Origin of the sequence: Streptomyces sp. CB02366, from assembly GCF_001905905.1 — a bacterium.
GTDB lineage: Bacteria > Actinomycetota > Actinomycetes > Streptomycetales > Streptomycetaceae > Streptomyces.
This window is the reverse complement of the sequence record NZ_LIVT01000001.1, coordinates 569,153-589,308: the sequence shown is the minus strand read 5'-3', so window position 1 is coordinate 589,308 and position 20,156 is coordinate 569,153. Positions and strand designations below refer to the sequence as shown.

Below are 20,156 nucleotides of genomic sequence, written 5' to 3'. Positions count from 1 at the left end.
CGGGGTAAGGAGTGGTGACGGGGCGGCCGGCGCCCGGGCTCACGCCTGCGGCGCGGGCGGCGTCTTCTCGGCGGGTTCCTCCCGCAACAGGTCGTACAGCGCGTCGGCCGCCGGCAGCTCGGAGGTGCGGCTGGTCAGCTCCTCGGGGGCGGTCATGGCCGTACCGGCGGCGAAGGCGCCGGCGAACAGTGCGGTCGCGATGAGTTTCTTCACGGTGTCCGTGTCCGTATCCGTCGTGGCGGGGCCACGTGGGGTCGGGGTCCACTGCTGCCGAGCCAACCCGCCCCACCGCAGCAGATACGTTCCTGCGGAGGCGACGCGACGACTCGGACGAGCAACGGCCGAGGGGGGCGGTGGTGTTCGTTCGAGAATTCCAGACTCCCCAACGACGCCGCCCCCTCCGGGGAACGCCCCACTCCGCCGATGTCACCCGAATGAAGCTCCTGCCCGGTACCGGGAGACAACGCGAGCCCCTGCGGGGCGGATCAGCGGACCACCTCCGCCCGCCCGAGAGCACCCGCCGGGGAGCACCCGCCGAAGACGTACGCACGGCGTCGGCCGAGTCCGTGAGCGTCCGCCCGGTCCTTCGCGCGGACTCTCGCGTGGCGGGTCGTCGACCGGTGGGCGAGCATGGAGGGTGCACGCGCTCCGGCCCGGCGGAAGGCCCGGTGGGCAGAACGGCCGCCCCGGCGTCGCCTCCGGACGGCCCCCGCCGCCTCCGGACGGCCCCGCGCCGCCGCACCCGGCCCGACGAGATTTCGGGAGGCAGCATGTCCCAGCCCCGCCAGCAGCAGTCCCCGCCCGGCGTCACCTCCGCGATGAGCCCGCGGCCCGACCACGGCGAGCGGAGTTACCGGGGATCGGGCCGGTTGTCCGGCAAGGCGGCGGTGATCACGGGCGGGGACAGCGGCATCGGTCGCGCCGTCGCGATCGCCTACGCCCGCGAGGGGGCGGACGTGCTGATCTCCTACCTCGACGAGCACGAGGACGCGGAGGAGACCAAGCGCTGGGTCGAGGAGGCGGGCCGCAGGTGCGTGCTGGTCCCCGGCGACGTGGCGGACCCGGCCCACTGCCGCTCGATCATCGGCACGGCGGTGGAGGAGTTCGGCCGGGTGGACGTCCTGGTCAGCAACGCCGCGTTCCAGATGACGCGGGAATCCGTGGAGGACATCCCCGACGAGGAGTGGGACCGTACCCTCGCGATCAACCTCAGCGCCTTCTTCCACCTGACCAAGGCCGCCCTCCCCCACATGGGTCCGGGTTCGTCGATCATCGGCACCACCTCGGTGAACTCCGACTCGCCACCGCCGCAACTGCTTCCGTACAACGCCACCAAGGCGGGCATCGCGAACATGGCCGGGTCGCTGTCGCAACTGCTCGGCCCGCGGGGCATCCGCGTCAACAGCGTGGCGCCGGGCCCCATCTGGACGCCGCTCATCCCGGCGACCATGCCGCCGGACCAGGTGGAGAGCTTCGGGTCGCAGGTACCGCTCGGTCGTCCGGGGCAGCCGGCCGAACTGGCGGCGGTCTACGTGATGCTCGCCTCGGACGAGGCCGGTTACGTCTCCGGGGCCCGCGTCGCCGTCACCGGCGGACAACCGATCCTGTGAGCGGCCGGGCCAGGGGCCTCCATCCGCTGCGGCTGACCGTCACGGCCAAGCCGCTGGTCTTCGGCGGCCAGGCCATCGCCCGCCGCCTGGGCAAGCGGGGGCTCCCGGACTGGAGCATCGCGGAGACGTGGGAGTGCAGCGACGTCACGGGCGCCGTCGGCGTCGTGGTCGGGGGGCCGGCGGCCGGACGGACACTGCGCGAGGTCACCGCGGCTCACGGGGAAGAACTGATGGGCGCCGGGTGGACGGGCGAGTACTTCCCCCTGCTGACCAAGTTCATCGACGCCGCCGGCTCCCTGCCGGTGCACCTGCACGCCGACGACGAGGCCGCGCGGCGGCTGGAGGGGCAGCCCAACGGCAAGACGGAGGCGTGGCACATCCTCGACGCCGCGCCGGGGGCGACGGCCCTCTGCGGCGTCAAGGAAGGGGTGACACCGGACCGCCTGCGTACCGCGCTGGAGGCGCAGGACTTCGACGCCGTCCTCCGCCGCCTGCCGGTACGGGCCGGGGAGACCCTCTACGTCCCCGGCGGCACCCCGCACAGCTTCGGCCCGGACACGCTGGTCTACGAGATCGAGCAGACGTCGGACATCCAACAGCACGCCATGCGCTGGAACATGGAGGACGGCTCCCCCGTGGACGACGCGGAGTTCGGCGCGAACCTCGACATGCTGATGCGGGAGGTGAACCTGGAGACCCGGCCCGACTTCACCCCCGGCCTGCGGCTCGCCGTCGGCGACGGGGTCGAGCGGGTCTTCCTGTGCGCGAGCCCGTATTTCGCCCTGGAGCGCTGGCGGGCCGGAACGGCCGAGCCCCTGCGCCACTCCTTCTCCACCGCCCAGGTGCTCTCCAACGTCGGCGCCCCGGTCCACGTCCGGTCGGGCGCCTGGGCGGAAGAACTCGGCCGGGCCGACACGCTCCTGCTGCCCGCGGTCTGCGGCGAGGTCGAGATCACCGGCCCGGCCGACGTCCTGTTCGGCTACCTGCCCGACCTCGACCGCGACGTCCGAGCCCCCCTCCTCGCAGCCGGGTACGCGCCCCGACTCATCGACACACTCGCCTCGGACGCGCCCGACGACCGCGCGAGCGGGGGGACGGCGGAGTAACCCCTGCGCGCCCGCGCCCCCGCGTCCACGGGCGAGCCGGCCGAGGTGAGAGAACCGGGCGGCAGGGGGCCATGGGCCGACGCCTCGGTTCCTTACAGGGCCCCGAGATCGACCGTGACGGGGAAGGGCGCGGTGGCCTTCACCGTGCCGGTGAACATCTCGCCGTCCCTATAAGTCTGGGTGGCGAGGTCAAGGACGTAGGTGTAGACGATCGGGACCCCGGTGGCGGCCTGTTCGATGCGCCAGTAGAAGGGGATGCCTGCCTTGGCGTACTGGTCCACCTTCACGATCCGGTCGGTGGTCTCCGAGCCGGGCGACACCACCTCGACGACCAGGAGTACGTGCTCGGGGCGGGTAGGCGTGAGGTCGATGGTTTCCGACCGGTAGACGATGACATCCGGACGGCGGTTGGTGAGGGGAACGTCCTGCAGGCGGACGTCGAAGTCGGTGTCGGCGTTCCAGCCGGGGCCCGCGGCGGCGTCCAGGGCATTGGCCAGGACCCGGGCCAGCCGGTTGTGCCGTGGAGAGGCGCTCGGACGCACGACGACCATCCCGTCCACGATCTCGATGCCGGCGCACTGCTCCTCGGACCAGGAGTCGTACTGCTCCGCGCTGATCTGGGTGTGCATCCACGCGAGCGCCACCTTCTCGGCGGTCATGGTGTACCTCCTTCGAGGGGGCTCGGCGGGCACCTTACTGCTGGAAGTCAGCCCACTGTCCGCCGATGCCGCACCATCCGGCCTCGGCGGCGCGTGCCCGTCCCACCCGCCCCTTCACACCCCGCCCCGTGGCGCACGGGTCTCGTGAGGGCGGGTGCGCGAGGATGGGGTGTATGGCCAACCGACTTGCGCAGACCACCTCCCCCTACCTGCTCCAGCACGCCGACAACCCCGTCGACTGGTGGCCGTGGTCGCCCGAGGCGTTCGAGGAGGCCGGAAGGCGGGACGTGCCCGTGCTGCTCAGCGTGGGCTACTCCTCCTGCCACTGGTGCCACGTCATGGCGCACGAGTCCTTCGAGGACGACGAGACCGCCGCGTATCTGAACGAGCACTTCGTGTCCGTCAAGGTCGACCGGGAGGAACGGCCCGACGTCGACGCCGTGTACATGGAGGCCGTGCAGGCCGCCACCGGGCACGGAGGGTGGCCGATGACCGTGTTCCTCACGGCGGACGGCGAGCCGTTCTACTTCGGGACCTACTTCCCGCCCGAGGCGCGGCACGGGTCGCCCTCCTTCCGGCAGGTGCTGGAGGGGGTGACGGCCGCCTGGCGCGACCGGCGGGACGAGGTCGCCGAGGTGGCCGGGCGGATCGTGGCCGATCTGGCGGGGCGGTCGCTGGTCCACGGCGGCGACGGGGCGCCGGGGGAGTCGGAGGCCGCTCAGGCGCTGCTCGGGCTGACCCGGGAGTACGACGAGCAGTACGGCGGGTTCGGGGGCGCGCCCAAGTTCCCGCCGTCCATGGCCGTCGAGTTCCTGCTGCGGCACCACGCCCGTACGGGGTCCGAGGGCGCGCTCCAGATGGCCGCCGACACCTGTACGGCGATGGCCCGGGGCGGGATCTACGACCAGCTCGGCGGGGGGTTCGCGCGGTACTCCGTGGACCGGGAGTGGATCGTCCCGCACTTCGAGAAGATGCTGTACGACAACGCCCTGCTGTGCCGGGTGTACGCCCACCTCTGGCGGGCCACCGGGTCGGACGAGGCCCGGCGCATCGCCCTGGAGACCGCCGACTTCCTGGTGCGGGAGCTGCGCACGGCCGAGGGCGGGTTCGCCTCCGCGCTGGATGCCGACAGCGAGGACGCGGACGGCAGGCACGTCGAGGGCGCTTATTACGTGTGGACGCCCGCGCAGTTGAGGGAGGCGCTGGGGGAGGACGACGCCGCTTTCGCCGCCGCGTACTACGGGGTGACCGAGGAGGGGACCTTCGAGGAGGGTTCCTCCGTGCTGAGGCTGCCGGGGGACGCGGGGCCCGTGGACGCCGACCGGGTCGCCGGCGTACGGGCCCGGCTGCTGGCGGCACGGGAGGAACGGCCGCGGCCGGGGCGGGACGACAAGGTGGTCGCCGCCTGGAACGGGCTGGCCATCGCCGCCCTCGCCGAGACCGGCGCGTACTTCGACCGGCCGGATCTGGTCGAGCGGGCCACCGAGGCCGCCGATCTGCTGGTCCGGGTCCACCTGGGCGAGGTGGCCCGGCTGACCCGTACCTCCAAGGACGGGCGGGCCGGGGAGAACGCCGGGGTGCTGGAGGACTACGGCGACGTCGCCGAGGGCTTCCTCGCGCTGGCGGCGGTGACGGGGGAGGGGGCCTGGCTGGAGTTCGCCGGGTTCCTGCTGGACATCGTGCTGGAGCAGTTCACCGGCGAGGGCGGGCAGATGTACGACACCGCTCATGATGCCGAGCAGCTCATCCGGCGGCCCCAGGATCCCACCGACAGCGCCACCCCGTCCGGGTGGTCCGCCGCGGCCGGTGCGCTCCTCTCCTACGCCGCGTACACCGGGTCCGAGCCCCACCGCACCGCGGCCGAGGGCGCGCTCGGCGTGGTGAAGGCGCTGGGTCCGCGCGTCCCCCGGTTCGTCGGGTGGGGGCTGGCGGTGGCCGAGGCGCTGCTGGACGGGCCCCGCGAGGTGGCGGTGGCCGGGCCGGTCGGCGGGGAGCTGCACCGTACGGCGCTGCTCGGGCGGGCCCCCGGTGCGGTGGTCGCGGCCGGTGAGGGGCCGGGGGCGGGGGCCGAGTTCCCGCTGCTGGTGGACCGGCCGCTGGTGGGCGGGGAGCCGACCGCGTACGTCTGCCGCCACTTCGTGTGCGACGCGCCGACCACGGACGCGGGGGAGCTGGCGGCGAAGCTGGGAGGCTGAGCGCCGCCGTGGGCAGCGGTGAGGGGCCGGTCGCCGCGTGCGGCCGGCCCCTCATCCGTGACCCGTGGAGGGTTCTCCCGGTAATCCGGGGGCGTTCCCCCCCCCGTAACCCGGGGCGCGTACTACCCGTGCTGGTACGCCACCAGCGAGATGCCCACGTAGTGCGCGACGAACGCCGCCAGCGTCAGCGAGTGGAAGACCTCGTGGAAGCCGAACCAGCGCGGCGACGGGTTCGGCTTCTTGAGGCCGTAGATCACGCCGCCCACGCTGTAGAGCAGGCCGCCCACCACGACGAGCACCAGCACCGCGATGCCGCCCGTGCGCATGAAGTCCGGCAGGAAGAAGACCGCCGCCCAGCCCATCGCGATGTAGCACGGCGTGTAGAGCCAGCGCGGCGCGCCCACCCAGAACACCCGGAACGCGATGCCCGCCGCCGCGGCCCCCCACACCGCCCACAGCAGCGGGCGGGCGGTGGACTCGGGCAGCAGGAGCAGCGTCAGCGGGGTGTAGGTGCCCGCGATGATCAGGAAGATGTTCGCGTGGTCCAGACGGCGGAGCACCGCCTCGCCGCGCGGCCCCCAGGTGCCGCGGTGGTACACCGCGCTGACCCCGAACAGCAGGCACGCGCTGAGGACGTAGACGGTGCAGGCCACCCGGGCTCTCGTGCTGTCGGTCAGCGCGATCAGGGTGATGCCGGCGACCAGGACCGCCGGGAACATGCCGGCGTGCAGCCAGCCGCGCATCCGCGGTTTGACGGGGGCGGGGTCGAGGACGACGGGGCCTGGGGTCGCGGCGTCAGCGGCAACATCAGTCATGTCTCGCATGCTACCTACGCCACCGTAGGTAGCGGATATGGGGAGCAAATGAGTGGCGATGCTCACGTGTGCGGCCCCCTGGACATATGGGCGCGAGGACTGGATGATCAAATGAGTGCAGTCGGCACCGGATGAGCGCCAGGGGATTTCGAAGGGTACGAAGCATCCGGGTCGCAGCCCCCACGGGGCCCAACAACTGACACCCTCAACTAGGAGCGATCGTGGCGCGCGACATCGCGGCTCCCCTCACTGTCCCCACCCACCACCAGGAGCTGGTCTCCTGGGTCGACGAGATCGCAGCCATCACCCAGCCGGACCGGGTGGTCTGGTGCGACGGCTCCGAGGCCGAGTACGAGCGCCTGTGCGGGGAGCTCGTCGCCAAGGGCACGTTCACCAAGCTGGACGAGATCAAGCGGCCCAACTCGTACTACGCCGCGTCCGACCCCAGCGACGTCGCCCGCGTCGAGGACCGCACGTTCATCTGCTCCAAGGAGGAGAAGGACGCCGGGCCCACCAACCACTGGAAGGACCCCGCCGAGATGCGGGAGATCTTCACCGGTGAGGACGGCATCTTCCGCGGCTCCATGCGCGGCCGCACCATGTACGTCGTGCCCTTCTGCATGGGCCCCGTCGGCTCGCCGCTCTCCGCGATCGGCGTCGAGATCACCGACTCCGCGTACGTCGCCGTCTCCATGCGCACCATGACCCGCATGGGCCAGGCGGTCCTGGACGAACTGGGCGACGACGGCTTCTTCGTCAAGGCCGTCCACACCCTCGGCGCCCCCCTGGAAGAGGGCCAGGAGGACGTCCCGTGGCCGTGCAACACCACCAAGTACATCTCGCACTTCCCCGAGGACCGCGAGATCTGGTCGTACGGCTCCGGCTACGGCGGCAACGCCCTGCTCGGCAAGAAGTGCTACGCCCTGCGCATCGCCTCCGTCATGGCCCGCGACGAGGGCTGGCTCGCCGAGCACATGCTCATCCTGAAGCTCACCCCGCCGCGCGGTGAGGCCAAGTACGTCGCCGCCGCCTTCCCCTCGGCCTGCGGCAAGACCAACCTCGCCATGCTGGAGCCGACCATCCCCGGCTGGACCGTGGAGACCATCGGCGACGACATCGCCTGGATGCGGTTCGGTGAGGACGGCCGCCTCTACGCGATCAACCCCGAGGCGGGCTTCTTCGGCGTCGCGCCCGGCACCGGCGAGCACACCAACGCCAACGCCATGAAGACCATGTGGGGCAACTCCGTCTTCACCAACGTCGCGCTGACGGACGACGGCGACGTGTGGTGGGAGGGCATGACCGAGGAGACGCCCGCGCACCTCACGGACTGGAAGGGCAACGACTGGACCCCCGAGTCCGGCACGCCCGCCGCCCACCCCAACGCCCGCTTCACCGTCCCCGCCGGACAGTGCCCGATCATCGCGCCCGAGTGGGAGGACCCCAAGGGCGTGCCGATCTCCGCGATCCTCTTCGGCGGTCGCCGCGCCTCCGCCGTACCGCTGGTCACCGAGTCCTTCGACTGGCAGCACGGCGTCTTCCTCGGCGCCAACGTCGCCTCCGAGAAGACCGCCGCCGCCGAGGGCAAGGTCGGCGAGCTGCGCCGCGACCCGTTCGCCATGCTGCCGTTCTGCGGCTACAACATGGGCGACTACATGAACCACTGGGTCAAGGTCGGAGCCGACAAGGACCAGGCCAAGCTGCCGAAGATCTACTACGTGAACTGGTTCCGCAAGAACGAGGCGGGCAAGTTCGTCTGGCCCGGCTTCGGCGAGAACGGCCGCGTCCTCAAGTGGATCGTGGAGCGGCTGGAGGGCAAGGCCGAGGGCGTCGAGACGCCGATCGGCATCCTGCCGGCCAAGGGCGCGCTCGACACCGAGGGCCTGGACCTGGCCGAGGCCGACCTCGACTTCCTCCTGACGGTCGACAAGGAGGTCTGGCGCGAGGAGGCCGCCCTGGTCCCCGAGCACCTCAACACCTTCGGCGACCACACGCCCAAGGAGCTGTGGGACGAGTACCACGCGCTCGTCGAGCGCCTGGGCTGAGCCCGGCGCTCCCACCGGACCCCGCGGCCGGGTCCATCGGACATCCGCCCTGACCTGTGGGGCCGAACGATCCGCCGCGGTACGGGGCCCGCCCTCGCAGGCGGCCCCGGAGGGCCGTCCCCGACCAAGGACACCCTCCCGGCCCCCGGAACCCCCTCACGGTTCCGGGGGCCTCCCCTCGTCCCGGGTGCTTCCGGCCCGCGTGCCGGGGGTTGCCGACCGTCCCGCTCCGGTGCGGGGGCGCCCCCCCCGTGCGCGACGGCGCGCGTTTCGTGCGCGGTGGGACGGGACGCTCGTGCCCGGCCCGGGGTGGTCACAGGCCGTGGCGCCCGGTCCGCACGCCCTGTGCGGCATGCGGACCGGGGCCGTCAGTGGGCGCCGACCAGCTGCCCGGAGGAGGCGTGGTCGGCGAGGGCCGCCGCGTGGGCGTCCATCCGCTCGGCGGCGAGGATGGCGGCGGTGGTGTCGGCGCGGGACGCGGCCACCAGCAGCGCCCGGCCCGCGAGGGTGTGGGCGCGGCGGTGGAGGTCCGCGGGAGCGGCGTCGGTCAGCCCGGCGTGCCGGGCGGGCGGGGCGCCGCGCAAGCGGGCCACCTGCTCGGCGACGCGGTCGCCCGCGGCGCCGAGGCCCAGCTCGTCGGTGACCGCGAGGAGGGCCGCCAGGTGTCCGGCGAGCTGGATGTCCAGCTCCTCCTCGCGGCTGCGGTGCGGAAAGTCCGCGTCGTCGGCCGGCGTGTGGACCGAGGGGCTGCGGATCGGCTCGTACATGGATGGCCTCCCGTTGGTGCGTGGAACCATCCTACATTGGAATGAGTCTAAAGTTGTGCGTCATCCGGAAGTGAGTGGCGGAGGGGGCCCGGCCTACGGCTGCCCGTACCCGTCCAGGAAGGTCCCGATCCTGGTCACGGCATCCGTCAGGTCCTCGACCGTCGGCAGCGTGACGATCCGGAAGTGATCGGGCTCCGGCCAGTTGAAGCCGGTGCCCTGCACGACCATGATCTTCTCGGCCCGCAGCAGGTCCAGCACCATCTGCCGGTCGTCCTTGATCTTGTAGACGGCCGGGTCCAGCCGGGGGAAGAGGTACAGCGCCCCCTTCGGCTTCACACAGGTCACCCCGGGGATCGAGGTCAGCAGGTCGTACGCCGTGTCCCGCTGCTCCAGGATCCGGCCGCCCGGCAGCACCAGCTCCTCGATCGACTGCCGGCCGCCGAGCGCGGTGGCCACGGCGTGCTGCGAGGGCATGTTCGCGCACAGCCGCATGTTGGCGAGGATCGTCAGCCCCTCGATGTACGAGGTGGCGTGCGCCTTCGGGCCGCAGACGGCCATCCAGCCGGAGCGGTAGCCGGCCACCCGGTAGTTCTTCGAGAGGCCGTTGAACGTCAGCACCATGAGGTCCGGGGCGAGCGCCGCCGTCGGGGTGTGGGTCGCGCCGTCGTACAGGATCCGGTCGTAGATCTCGTCGGAGCAGACGATCAGGTTGTGCCGCCGGGCGATCTCGGCGAGAGCGAGCAGCATCTCCTCGTCGTACACCGCGCCGGTGGGGTTGTTCGGGTTGATGATCACCAGGGCCTTGGTGCGGTCGGTGATCTTCCGCTCGATGTCCGCGAGATCCGGCATCCAGTCGGCCTGCTCGTCGCAGCGGTAGTGCACGGCCGTCCCGCCCGCCAGCGAGACCGAGGCGGTCCACAGCGGATAGTCGGGCGCCGGGACCAGCACCTCGTCGCCGTCGTTCAGCAGGGCCTGCATCGACATCTGGATCAGCTCGGAGACGCCGTTGCCGAGGTAGACGTCCTCGACGTCGAGGTCGATGCCCTTGGTCTGGTAGTGCTGCGTCACCGCGCGGCGCGCCGACAGCAGGCCCTTCGCGTCCCCGTAGCCGTGCGCGCCCGCCACGTTGCGCAGGATGTCTTCGAGGATCTCCGGCGGGCACTCGAACCCGAACGCGGCGGGGTTGCCCGTGTTCAGCTTGAGGATGCGCTGACCGGCCGCTTCCAGCCGCATCGCCTCCTCCAGCACGGGGCCTCGGATCTCGTAACAGACATGGGCGAGCTTCGTGGACTGGATGACCTGCATGTCCGCGAGCTTACGGCGGCGGTCGGCGGGAGGCGCGGGGATTGCTCCGGTTGTACTCCCCCGGTGGCGCGGCCCCCGCCCGTGCCGTCTTCCATCGCCATGCCCGCCGCCGCCCCGGGCCGTGGGATGGCCCGGTCGGGGCGGCGTCGCGGCTTGGAATGGCGGCGTGGGCGGCCGTGCCGGGTGAGATGCGCCACGCGGGGCCCGGAGCGCTTCGCCCGCCGGCCCCGGGGAGCCCCCGCGCGGCGCCCTCACTCCGGGAGGCGGGCGCCCTCCGGGAGGCGGAGGCCGAAGTCGTCCCTCAGGACCCGCAGCGCCTCGTCGCCGTCCTTCAGCACCCGTTCCGTGATCGTGCCGTCGTCGGCCGTCTCCACCAGGTCGAGCCCGGACAGCGCGAGGTGGCCGTCGACCCGGGTGCGCTGCGCGTACACCGCCTGCCGGAACGGGGAGCGCGGGGAGGTCGCGATGAACCAGTTGACCACCTCGTGGTCCGGCTGTTCGTACGGTTCCAAGGTGAAGGTGTACTGCGGTTCCCACGCCCCGCCCTTCTCCACCTGGAGCTCCCACAGCGGCAGCGGGCCGTGGTGCGGTGTGTGGACGAGACGGTGGTGGCGCGGGGCGTCGAACAGCTCGGCGCCCTCCACCAGCTCGATCGGCTCCAGCAGCGAGCCGACCGAACCGAATCCGACGTCCGCCAGGTACGGGTGCGGCTCACCGGCCACGTCCACTTGCAGGAGCATGTGCGTACGGGGCCGGATGTCGCCCGGCGCTGCGCCCACCACCACGCGTGCGGACAGCAGGGTCACGGTGAAGCCGATCCGCCGCAGCACCGTGGAGAAGAGGGTGTTGTGCTCGTAGCAGTACCCGCCGCGCCCGCCGCGGACGAGCTTCGCCTCCAGGTCGTCGAGCGCCAGCGACGGCGCTGAGCCGAGGACGGGTTCCAGGTTCTCGAACGGGATGCCGATGAGGTGGGCGCGGTGCACGGACCGCAGCACCTCCACCGTGGGGCGGGGCTCCCCGGTCCAGCCGATGCGGGCGAAGTAGGCGTCGAGGTCGAGTGTCATACACCGACCGTACGCAGCCGGGGGGCGGGCGCGCCTCCGACCGGGGCGAGCGGCCCGTCCGCTACATTCCTTCCACCGCCCCCGCCGACGCGATCAGCAGAGCCGTGTCCACGCCCTGCTCCCGGGCCGTACGGAGCAGCGCCGCGTCCCCCGCCTCCGCCACCGCCGCGCTGGTGGGGTCCGCGGGCGCCGGGCCGCCCGCGTAGGCCGCCGTCGCCGGGGCCATCGCCGCGAGCCAGTCCGCCACCAGTGCGCCGAACGCCTTCCGGTCGATCTCCGCGTCCTCCACCAGCGCCGCCGCGTGCCGGGCCCCGGCGAACATGGCGGTCATCGCGCTGAGCAGCGCCACGTCCTGGAGCGCGGCGAGGCCCGGGTCGGAGCCGACGTACCGGGTGGCCGCGGGCGCGGCCAGTACCGCGCGGTGGGCGTCGAAGACCTCGCGGGAGCCGCTGTAGAAGACGTAACCGCCGGATTCCGGCACCCCGATCATCGGCGGCACGGCCATGATTCCGCCGTCCAGGAAGCGCGCGCCGCGCTCGTTCGCCCAGGCCGCTCGGGCGCGCGACTCGGCCGGGGTGGAGGTGGTGAGGTCGACGAGGTCCTTGCCCGTGAGGTCGGCGTCGGCCAGGGCCCCCCGGACCGAGGCGTCGTCCAGGAGGCAGGTGACGACGAGCGGGCTCGCGGCCACCGCCTCCGCCGCGGTGGAGGCCACCCGCGCGCCCGCGGCGGCGAGTTCGGCGGTACGGCCGGGGCTGCGGTTCCAGACGGTCAGGGGGTGCCCGGCGGTGAGCCAGGTACGGGCGAGCGCGGCGCCCATCGCGCCGAGGCCGAGCAGGGTGAGAGGGGCGGGCGCAGGGGAGTCAACGGTGTTGTCAGGCATGGCGATTAGGCTGGTCGACGGTGCCGGGGGCGACAAGTACCCACTAGGGAGTGGGTGGTTTCCTCGCGGTGAGCGACCAGGTGGGAGGGGCGGGCGATGCGGATCGTACGGCGGCCGGGGGCCTTCGTCTGCGGGATCGACGCGGCGATGGACGTGATCGGCGGCAAGTGGAAGGTGCTCATCCTGTGGGCGCTGAACGAGCGGGCCCGCCGCTTCGGCGAGCTGCGCCGGGCCGTGCCCGGGGTGACGGAGAAGGTGCTCAGCTCCCACCTCAGGGAGTTGGAGGACGACGGCATCGTGCACCGGGAGGTGTACGCCGAAGTGCCGCCGCGCGTGGAGTACTCGCTCACCCCGCTGGGCCTCTCCCTGAACGCGGCGCTGGAACCGCTGGGGGCGTGGGGGCGCGACCACATCTACCGGGGCGCGGGCACGGACGCGAACCCGGCCCCCTCGGGGGCGGAGGGCGCCGACGAACCCGTGGCGGGGCTCGGGCACGGCCGGCCGTAGGCCCTGCCGTCCGGGAGCCCTGCCGTCCGGCTCGGCGTCCGGGCCCGCCGGGTGCGGCCGGAGACGGCCCCGCGGGGTGGCCTGACACCCGGCGCACCCGGCGCACCCGGCGCACCCGGCCTCGGCCGTGAGGGCCGCGCACGCCCCGGGTCGTAGCCGCCTCTGCTCCAGGGGTGCGCCCGGCGGCCCGGGCCGGGGTCAGGGCCGCCGGGCGCGCACCGCCTCGATTCCGTCCAGCAGTACGCCGAGCCCCACCCGGAACGTCTCGCGCGCCTCCCGCTCCAGGTACGGCACCGGCTCGCCCCCCTCCGCGCCCCCGGCCGCGGCCGCGCCGGAGCCCGGATCACCGTCTGCCTCCGGGTACGGCTCCACCGCGCCCTCCGTCTCCAGCCCGATCACGGCGGGGAAGCGCTGCGCGAAGTCGGGGACCAGGTCCAGCAGGGCCGCCGAGCGCGCCGCCCACCACTCCTCGTCGGCGCTGCCGGTCGCCGCGGCGGCCAGCCGGGCGTCCGCCACCGCCTGCGCCGAACCCCGGACGAACGGGAACAGGGTCCCCACCAGCCGCCGCAGGACCCCCGCCTCCAGTCCGGTCGCCCGCAACAGCGTGACCAGGGTGTCCAGCCCCGCGTACTCGTGCGGCCCCAGCACCGGCCGCGCCTGCGAGACCTGGAGCACCCAGGGGTGGCGGACGTAGAACTCCAGGACCTCCCCGGCCCACGCGGTCAGCGCCGCCCGCCAGTCCTCCGGCTCCGGGTAGGCGGAGGGGAGTTCGGCGTGGACGGCGTCGTACATCAGGTCCAGCAGTTCGCCCTTGCCGGGGACGTGGGTGTAGAGCGCCATCGCCGTGCGCCCGAGCCGGTCGCCCACCGCGCGCATCGACAGGGCGCCCATCCCCTCCTCGTCCGCGAGCGCCACGGCGGCGGCCACGATCGCGTCCACGCTCAGCCGGGGCTTGGGCCCCGGGCCGCTCCGGGGCGGTGCCGCGACCTCCGCGCGCCACAGGAGGGAGAGGGAGCGGCGGGGATCGCCCTGCCCGGCGAAGACCACCACGTGCGACTCCTTACGTAGTAAAGTAACGTCCGTCGGGTAATTCATTACGCCGTAAGCTATCAAGATGCACGGGAAAGGGGCCGACGCGATGGGTCAGGCACTGCCGGTCACCTGTGTGCGGGTCGTGGACGTCGAGCGGATCACCCCCGGGACGGCGCGGATCTCCTTCACCGCCGACGAGCTGCCCGCGCTCATGGAGGACCGCCCCGACCAGCAGATGAAGCTCTGCCTGCCGCGCGACGGGCGGACCGCGCCCCGGCTGCCGGAGCGGAGCGCCGACGATCCGTACGGCATGCGCTGGTACGAGGCGTACCTGGCGATCCCGGAGGGCGAGCGGCCCTGGATGCGCGGTTTCACCGTCCGCTCCTACGACCGTGGACGCAACGTGATGGCCGTGGACTTCGTGCTGCACGGTGACGGGGGCCCCGCCTCCCGCTGGGGCGCCGCCGCCCGGGTCGGCGACGTCCTCGGCATGGTCGGCCCGTCCTCGCTCTACGCCCGGCCGCTGCCCGCCGCCCGGCGGATGCTCCTGGCCGGGGACGAGACAGCGCTCCCCGCCATCGCCACCGTCCTGGAGGCGCTGCCCGCCGGGACCGGGGCCGTGGTGTACGCGGAGGTCGCGGACGCGGCGGAGGAGCGGGAGCTGCCGCCCGCCGCCGGAGGGGCCGAGGTCCACTGGGTGCACCGGGACCGGGGCGGGACGCTGGCGGCGGCGGTGCGGGAGGCGGGGCCGGAGCTGGACGGGGTGGACGCGGCCTGGGTGGCGGGCGAGGCGTCCGCCGTCCGGGCGCTCCGCCGCCATCTGGTCGAGGAGCGCCGACTGCCCAGGGCGGCCGTCGAGTTCAGCGGCTACTGGCGGCGGGCGCTCACCCAGGACGACGCGCCGACCGAGGAGGACCTCGCCGAGGCGGCCGAGCGCGCGGCGGACGCCCCGTAGCCGGGCCGCGGCCGGACGTCCCGCGGCTGGATGCGTGCCGGACGCGTGCCGGGCGCCTCACGGCCGGGCGGCCGCGGGGCGCCCGGCGGTCCCGTGCGCGGCCGGCGCCCCGTCCCCTGCCCTCAGGCGGCCTCCGCCCCCGCACCGCGGATCGCCCGGCCCGCCAGCACCGGGGTCCGCCTGCCGTCCTCGATGACGAAGCGGCCGTCGATCAGGACGTGCGGGATGCCCACCGGCAGGGTGCGCGGCTCCGCGAACGTGGAGCCCGCCGCCACCGTCTCCGGGTCGAACAGCACCAGGTCCGCGCGGTACCCCTCGCGCACCAGTCCCCGGTCCGCGAGCCGGAGCCGGGCGGCCGGGCGCGAGGTCAGGTGGGCCACGCACTCCTCCAGCGAGAGGATGCCCAACTCCCGGACGTACCGGCCCAGATACTGTGGGAAGGTGCCGTACGCGCGCGGGTGCGGCTTGTCGCCCTGGAGGATGCCGTCGCTGCCGCCGGTGTGCACCGGGTGGCGCATGATCTGCCGGACGTTCTCCTCGTGGCCCACGTGCTGGAGGATCGTCGTCCCCAGCCGGTCCTCGCTGAGCAGCCGCCGGGCGGTCGTCCAGGGCTCCTCGCCCCGCAGCGCCGCCGACTGCGCCACCGTACGGCCCACGTACTCGGCCAGGCGGGGCGTGCTGACGCCGGAGATCTCGATGGTGTCCCACTCGATCGGCACCCCGTGGCAGCCGTCCGAGCCCACTACCTCCAGCTGGTGGCGGATCCGCTCCGCGCTCGAAGGCTCCCCGAGCCGGGCCAGGACCGACTCGGGCCCGCCCTCGCTCGCCCAACTCGGCAGCATGGCCACCAGCGTGGTGCAGCCGGGGGTGTACGGGTAGGTGTCGAGCGAGATGTCGGACCCGGCGGCCAGCGCGTCGTCCAGCAGGGCGAGCAGGTCCGGGGCCCGGCCCTTGTTCACGCCGAAGTTCATGGTGGCGTGGGCGAGATGGAGCGCGCAGCCCGCGTGGTGCGTCAGCCGCACCATCTCCCGGTACGCCTCCAGCGCGCCGGCCCCGTAACTGCGGTGGTGGGGGCAGTAGTAGCCGCCGTGGCGGGCCACCACCCGGCACAACTCGGTGAGTTCGGCGTCGTCCGCGTACATCCCCGGGGTGTAGGTCAGGCCCGAGGACATGCCGACCGCGCCCTCGCGCATGCCCTGGTCCACCAGTTCCTTCATCCGGGTCAGCTCGGCGGCGGTGGCGGGCCGGTCGTCCCAGCCCACCGCGTACATCCGGACCGTGCCCTGCGGGATGAGGTAGGCGGCGTTCACGGCGATGCCCCGGCCGCCGAAGTTCCGGTCGAGCCGGTCCAGGTAGCCGCCGACCGTACGCCAGTCGAAGTCGATGTCGCTGCCGTCCCCGTTCCAGCCGGTGATGGAGCGGCGTACCTCCGCGAGCGTGCGGTCGTCGGCCGGGGCGTACGACAGCCCGTCCTGGCCCAGGACTTCGAGGGTGACGCCCTGCGCCGCCTTCGCGCTGTGGTCCGGGTCGCGCAGCAGCGCCAGGTCGCTGTGGGCGTGCATGTCGATGAAGCCGGGGGCGAGCGCGAGGCCGTCCGCGTCCACGGTCCGGGCGGCGGTGGGGCGGGGCCCGGGGGAGCCCTCGGGGTGGATCTCGGCTATGCGGCCGCCGTCGAGGGCCACGTCGGCGCGGTAGGAGGGCTCGCCGGTGCCGTCGACGACGAGCGCGTCACGCAGGACCAGGTCCATGGATCACCTTTCAGGGAGCGGGAGCGGTACGGCCCGGCGGCTCTAGAAGAACGTGCGGATGTAGTCGGCGACCGTGCCGTCCGCCTCGACCAGCGGGATCAGCTGCCACTTGTCGAAGCTGGTGCAGGGGTGCGAGAGGCCCATGCCGACCCAGTCGCCCACCTCCAGCTCCACCCCCTCCTCCGTGCGCACCCAGGTGTGCTGGTCGGAGAGGCCGGTGACCGTGACCCCGGTGGCCGGCCGCACCGAGCCGTCCCGGCCGGAGCGGATCACCTGCGCCTCGGGCAGATCCAGGTCGTACGCCGCGTCCCGCTTGCCCGCGTTCAGGAACGCCTGCTCGCCGGAGGGACGCGAGACGACCTGCGCCCAGAGGCGGAAGGCGGGCTCCAGGGCGCCCTCCTCGGGAACCCGGTTGAACGGGGTGAGGTGCTTGTAGTGCCCGTCGTCGTGCGAGACGTACGCGCCGGAGCGGAGCAGTTTCAGCACCGGGCCGCCCAGCTCGGGGATCTCGGCGAAGACGTCCGCGACCGCGTCGAACCAGGCGCTGCCGCCCGCGCTGACCACGATCTCCTCCGCCCCGGCGAACCGGCCGGCCGCGTCGAAGCCGGCCGCCAGGGCGACGAGCCGCCGCAGCCACGCCCGTACCCGCTCGGGATCGGCGTCCGGCACCTCGCCCTCGTACCCGGCGACGCCCACCAGCCGCAGCGAAGCCGCCGCCGCCACCGCGTCGGCCACCGCCGCGCAGTCGGCCTCCGTGCGGGCCCCGGTGCGCGCGCCCTCCCCCGCGCCCAGCTCCACGACCACGTCGACCGGGCGGGTGGCGCCCGCCGCGCTCAGGGCCTCCTCCATCAGCTCGACGCCGCGCACCGAGTCGACGTAGCAGACGAAGCGGAACGCCGGGTCGGCGGTCATCTCGCCGGCCAGCCAGCGCAGGGCCACCGCGTCGACCAGCTCGTTGGCGAGGAAGATCCGGCCGATCCCGTACGCCCGGTAGACCCGCGCCTGGTGCGGCACGGCGGCCGTGATGCCCCACGCGCCGCGCTTCAACTGGTCCGCGAAGAGCTGCGGGGACATGGACGTCTTGCCGTGCGGGGCGAACGCGAGGCCGTGGCGCTCGGCGTACGTCTCCAGCAGGTCGAGGTTGTGGGCCACCGACTCGGCGGAGAGGGCGAGCACGGGGGTGGTGAACCCGCCGGTGAAGAGGTTGCGGCGTTCGGCGGCCAGCGCCCCGACCGTCATGCCCTCCGCGTCCGGCGGCAGGGCCTTGAAGCGGTGGTCGACGCGTTCGTCGGCGAGGCCGGAGACCAGGGGGACCGGGGACGCGGGGGAGGCGCCGGGGGCGGAAGGCGCGGGGGCGGCGGTGTGGCCGGTGGGGCGTTCGGCTGCCAAGGGGAGCTCCTCGAAGTTCGTTGCAACATATGCAACACCCATTGCGTATATCGCTCAGGGCTGTCTAACATCCGAGCCGATGCCCGGTCAATGGTGACCACGGCCCGCACCCCGATCAGCGAGGAGCCCTTCCGTGTCCGGACCCGCAGCAGGGACGGCCGCCGCCGCCACGACCACCGACGTCGTCTGCCTCGGTGAATCCATGGTGACGTTCCTGCCCTCGCAGCCCGGCCGCCTCGCCGACGTGCCCTCCTTCGGGCGCGGGATCGGCGGGGCCGAGTCCAACGTGGCCTGCGCGCTCGCCGCCGCCGGGCACCGGGCGGCCTGGGTCGGCCGGGTCGGCGCGGACGGCTTCGGCGACCACCTCGTCGAGACGATCGCGTCCTACGGGGTCGACACCTCCGCCGTCCGCCGCGACGCGGCCCGCCCGACCGGCATCTACTTCCGTACGGCCGCCGACCGGGGGACCGGGACGCACGAGGTCGCCTACTACCGGGCGGGCTCGGCCGCGTCCGCGATGTCCCCGGACAACGTGCCCCACGCGGACGTCTTCGCCGGCCGGGTCCTGCACCTGTCCGGGATCACGGCCGCACTCTCCGCCGACTGCCTCGCCCTGCTGCGGGAGCTGACCGCCGCCCGCCCCGGCCGGCCGCTGGTGTCGTTCGACGTGAACCACCGGCCGCACCTGTGGCACGGGTCCGCCGCGGACGCGTCCGTACTGCTGGAGCTGGCCCGGCGGGCCGATCTGGTGTTCGTCGGCGAGGACGAGGCGGAGGAGGCGTGGGGGATCGTCGGCGCGGAGGCGATCCGGGCGGCGCTCCCGGAGCCCTCGGTGGTGGTGGTGAAGCGGGGGAGCGCGGGCGCGACGGTGTTCTCGCGGACCGGCCCCGGCCCCGCAGAGGCCGGAGAGGCCACAGGGGCCGCGAGCGACGCGGGAAGCGGTGCCGGAAGCGGCACGGGCACGGAGACGGGAAGCGGGACCGGCGCTGTCACGGGAAGCGGGACCGGCACGGGAAGCGACACGGTCACCCCCGTCCCCGCCCTCCGCGTCGACGTCGTCGCCGCCGTCGGAGCGGGCGACGCGTTCGCCGCCGGCTTCCTCTCCGCCACCCTGCGCGGGCTGCCCGTACGGGACCGGGCCCGGCACGGGCACCTCATGGCCGCCGCCGTCCTCACCGTCCCCGGCGACCTCACCGAACCGCCCGCCCGCGACCACGCCGACCGCCTCGTCGCCCTCGACGACGACGCCTGGGGGAGACTTCGTCTCGCCCCCGGCTGGACCGCGGCCGACCGGGCCCCCGAGGAGGTACGCACACCATGAGTCAGACCGTCGACCGGGCGCTGAGCATCCTGCCGTTGCTCGCCCAGGGCCCCGCCGACCTCGGCCAGGTCGCCGAGCGGCTCGGCGTCCACAAGTCCACGGCGCTGCGCCTGCTGCGTACGCTCCACGAGCACGGCCTCGTCTACCGCCAGGAGGACCAGCGCTACCGCCTCGGCGCCCGGCTGTTCGCCCTCGCGCAGGAGGCCGTCGAGAACCTCGACGTACGTGAGATCGCCCACCCCCACCTGGTGGCCCTCAACGACCGGTGCGGGCACACCGTCCACCTCGCCGTGTACGAGGAGCAGGAAGTCCTCTACATCGACAAGGTCGAGAGCCGCTACCCGGTCCGGATGTACTCCCGGATCGGGAAGCCCGTGGCGATCACCGTCGCCGCCGTCGCCAAGCTGCTGCTGGCCGACCTCCCCGAGCCCGAACGGCGCGCCATCGCCGAGAAGCTCGACTACCCCCTGTACACGCCCCGTTCGACGCCCAACGCGGCCGCGTTCCTCAAGGAGCTGGCCGTCGTCCGCGAACAGGGCTGGGCCACCGACCTCGGCGGCCACGAGGAGTCCATCAACTGCGTCGGGGCCCCCATCCGCGGTGCGGACGGGCGGGTCGTCGCGGCCATGTCGATGTCCGCGCCCAACGTGGTCGTCACGGCCGAGGAACTCCTCACCCTGCTCCCGCTGGTCCGGCGCACCGCCGAGACCATCAGCCGGGAGTACTCCGGAACCACCCGACCCAAGAAAGCCTGATCA

At 73.5% G+C, this 20,156-nt stretch carries 18 protein-coding genes; 8 read left to right on the top strand and 10 right to left on the bottom strand.

Going from position 1 to position 20,156, the window contains the following annotated elements:
- Positions 1-39: 39 nt before the first annotated feature.
- Positions 40-213 carry a hypothetical protein gene (locus AMK24_RS33890; RefSeq protein ID WP_158072144.1) on the bottom strand — a complete coding sequence of 58 codons (174 nt, stop codon included), beginning with the start codon at positions 211-213 and terminating at the stop codon, positions 40-42.
- A 557-nt stretch (positions 214-770) separates the two neighbouring features.
- Here AMK24_RS33890 and AMK24_RS02500 point away from each other — a divergent pair.
- Both AMK24_RS02500 and AMK24_RS02495 read left to right on the top strand, forming a co-directional pair.
- Positions 771-1,610 (top strand): SDR family oxidoreductase, encoded by an 840-nt coding sequence (locus AMK24_RS02500; RefSeq protein WP_073764503.1) that lies wholly within the window; start codon positions 771-773, stop codon positions 1,608-1,610.
- Complete coding sequence (locus tag AMK24_RS02495) at positions 1,607-2,716, top strand: class I mannose-6-phosphate isomerase (protein WP_073764501.1); 1,110 nt, start codon at positions 1,607-1,609, stop codon at positions 2,714-2,716. The genes AMK24_RS02500 and AMK24_RS02495 overlap by 4 nt, the downstream gene beginning before the upstream one ends.
- Before the next feature lie 92 nt (positions 2,717-2,808).
- Here the strand turns inward: AMK24_RS02495 and AMK24_RS02490 are convergent, their stop codons facing one another.
- The gene (locus AMK24_RS02490) at positions 2,809-3,375 is read right to left on the bottom strand and encodes a Uma2 family endonuclease (protein ID WP_073764499.1); all 567 of its coding nucleotides are present in this window, start codon (positions 3,373-3,375) and stop codon (positions 2,809-2,811) included.
- Between the two features lie 173 nt (positions 3,376-3,548).
- Here AMK24_RS02490 and AMK24_RS02485 point away from each other — a divergent pair, with 173 nt between their 5' ends.
- A complete protein-coding gene (locus tag AMK24_RS02485; protein WP_073764497.1) occupies positions 3,549-5,570 on the top strand; it encodes a thioredoxin domain-containing protein in 2,022 nt (673 codons plus the stop codon).
- A gap of 122 nt (positions 5,571-5,692) precedes the next feature.
- Here the strand turns inward: AMK24_RS02485 and trhA are convergent, their stop codons facing one another.
- Positions 5,693-6,385 carry a PAQR family membrane homeostasis protein TrhA gene (gene trhA, locus AMK24_RS02480; protein WP_073764495.1) on the bottom strand — a complete coding sequence of 231 codons (693 nt, stop codon included), beginning with the start codon at positions 6,383-6,385 and terminating at the stop codon, positions 5,693-5,695.
- Positions 6,386-6,606: 221 nt separating this feature from the next.
- On the opposite strand from trhA, the gene AMK24_RS02475 reads away from it, so the two are divergent.
- On the top strand, positions 6,607-8,430 hold the full coding sequence (locus AMK24_RS02475; RefSeq protein ID WP_073764493.1) for a phosphoenolpyruvate carboxykinase (GTP): 1,824 nt from the start codon (positions 6,607-6,609) through the stop codon (positions 8,428-8,430).
- A gap of 368 nt (positions 8,431-8,798) precedes the next feature.
- On the opposite strand, the gene AMK24_RS02470 is transcribed toward AMK24_RS02475, so the two are convergent.
- The 4 genes from AMK24_RS02470 to AMK24_RS02455 all read right to left on the bottom strand — a co-directional run bounded on the left by AMK24_RS02470 (position 8,799) and on the right by AMK24_RS02455 (position 12,446).
- Entirely contained in the window at positions 8,799-9,197 is a 399-nt protein-coding gene (locus AMK24_RS02470; protein WP_073764491.1) for an SCO4983 family protein, read from the bottom strand.
- Positions 9,198-9,290: 93 nt separating this feature from the next.
- Entirely contained in the window at positions 9,291-10,502 is a 1,212-nt protein-coding gene (locus tag AMK24_RS02465) for a pyridoxal phosphate-dependent aminotransferase (protein WP_073764489.1), read from the bottom strand.
- Positions 10,503-10,753: 251 nt separating this feature from the next.
- Entirely contained in the window at positions 10,754-11,566 is an 813-nt protein-coding gene (locus AMK24_RS02460; RefSeq protein WP_073764487.1) for an arylamine N-acetyltransferase family protein, read from the bottom strand.
- A 61-nt stretch (positions 11,567-11,627) separates the two neighbouring features.
- Entirely contained in the window at positions 11,628-12,446 is an 819-nt protein-coding gene (locus tag AMK24_RS02455) for an NAD(P)-dependent oxidoreductase (RefSeq protein WP_073764485.1), read from the bottom strand.
- Between the two features lie 96 nt (positions 12,447-12,542).
- Here AMK24_RS02455 and AMK24_RS02450 point away from each other — a divergent pair, with 96 nt between their 5' ends.
- A complete protein-coding gene (locus AMK24_RS02450) occupies positions 12,543-12,953 on the top strand; it encodes a winged helix-turn-helix transcriptional regulator (protein ID WP_073764483.1) in 411 nt (136 codons plus the stop codon).
- 198 nt (positions 12,954-13,151) lie between these two features.
- Here the strand turns inward: AMK24_RS02450 and AMK24_RS02445 are convergent, their stop codons facing one another.
- Entirely contained in the window at positions 13,152-14,003 is an 852-nt protein-coding gene (locus tag AMK24_RS02445) for a TetR/AcrR family transcriptional regulator (protein WP_073764481.1), read from the bottom strand.
- Between the two features lie 88 nt (positions 14,004-14,091).
- On the opposite strand from AMK24_RS02445, the gene AMK24_RS02440 reads away from it, so the two are divergent.
- Complete coding sequence (locus AMK24_RS02440; protein WP_073764479.1) at positions 14,092-14,940, top strand: siderophore-interacting protein; 849 nt, start codon at positions 14,092-14,094, stop codon at positions 14,938-14,940.
- Positions 14,941-15,062: 122 nt separating this feature from the next.
- On the opposite strand, the gene AMK24_RS02435 is transcribed toward AMK24_RS02440, so the two are convergent.
- Positions 15,063-16,688, bottom strand: a complete 1,626-nt coding sequence (locus tag AMK24_RS02435) for an N-acyl-D-amino-acid deacylase family protein (protein ID WP_073764477.1) — start codon at positions 16,686-16,688, stop codon at positions 15,063-15,065.
- Positions 16,689-16,730: 42 nt separating this feature from the next.
- Positions 16,731-18,077 (bottom strand): alanine racemase, encoded by a 1,347-nt coding sequence (locus AMK24_RS02430; protein WP_073764476.1) that lies wholly within the window; start codon positions 18,075-18,077, stop codon positions 16,731-16,733.
- A gap of 133 nt (positions 18,078-18,210) precedes the next feature.
- Here AMK24_RS02430 and AMK24_RS02425 point away from each other — a divergent pair, with 133 nt between their 5' ends.
- Complete coding sequence (locus AMK24_RS02425) at positions 18,211-19,398, top strand: sugar kinase (protein WP_073764474.1); 1,188 nt, start codon at positions 18,211-18,213, stop codon at positions 19,396-19,398.
- Positions 19,395-20,153 (top strand): IclR family transcriptional regulator, encoded by a 759-nt coding sequence (locus AMK24_RS02420; protein ID WP_073764472.1) that lies wholly within the window; start codon positions 19,395-19,397, stop codon positions 20,151-20,153. Before AMK24_RS02425 ends, AMK24_RS02420 begins: the two co-directional genes overlap by 4 nt.
- Positions 20,154-20,156: the final 3 nt, after the last annotated feature.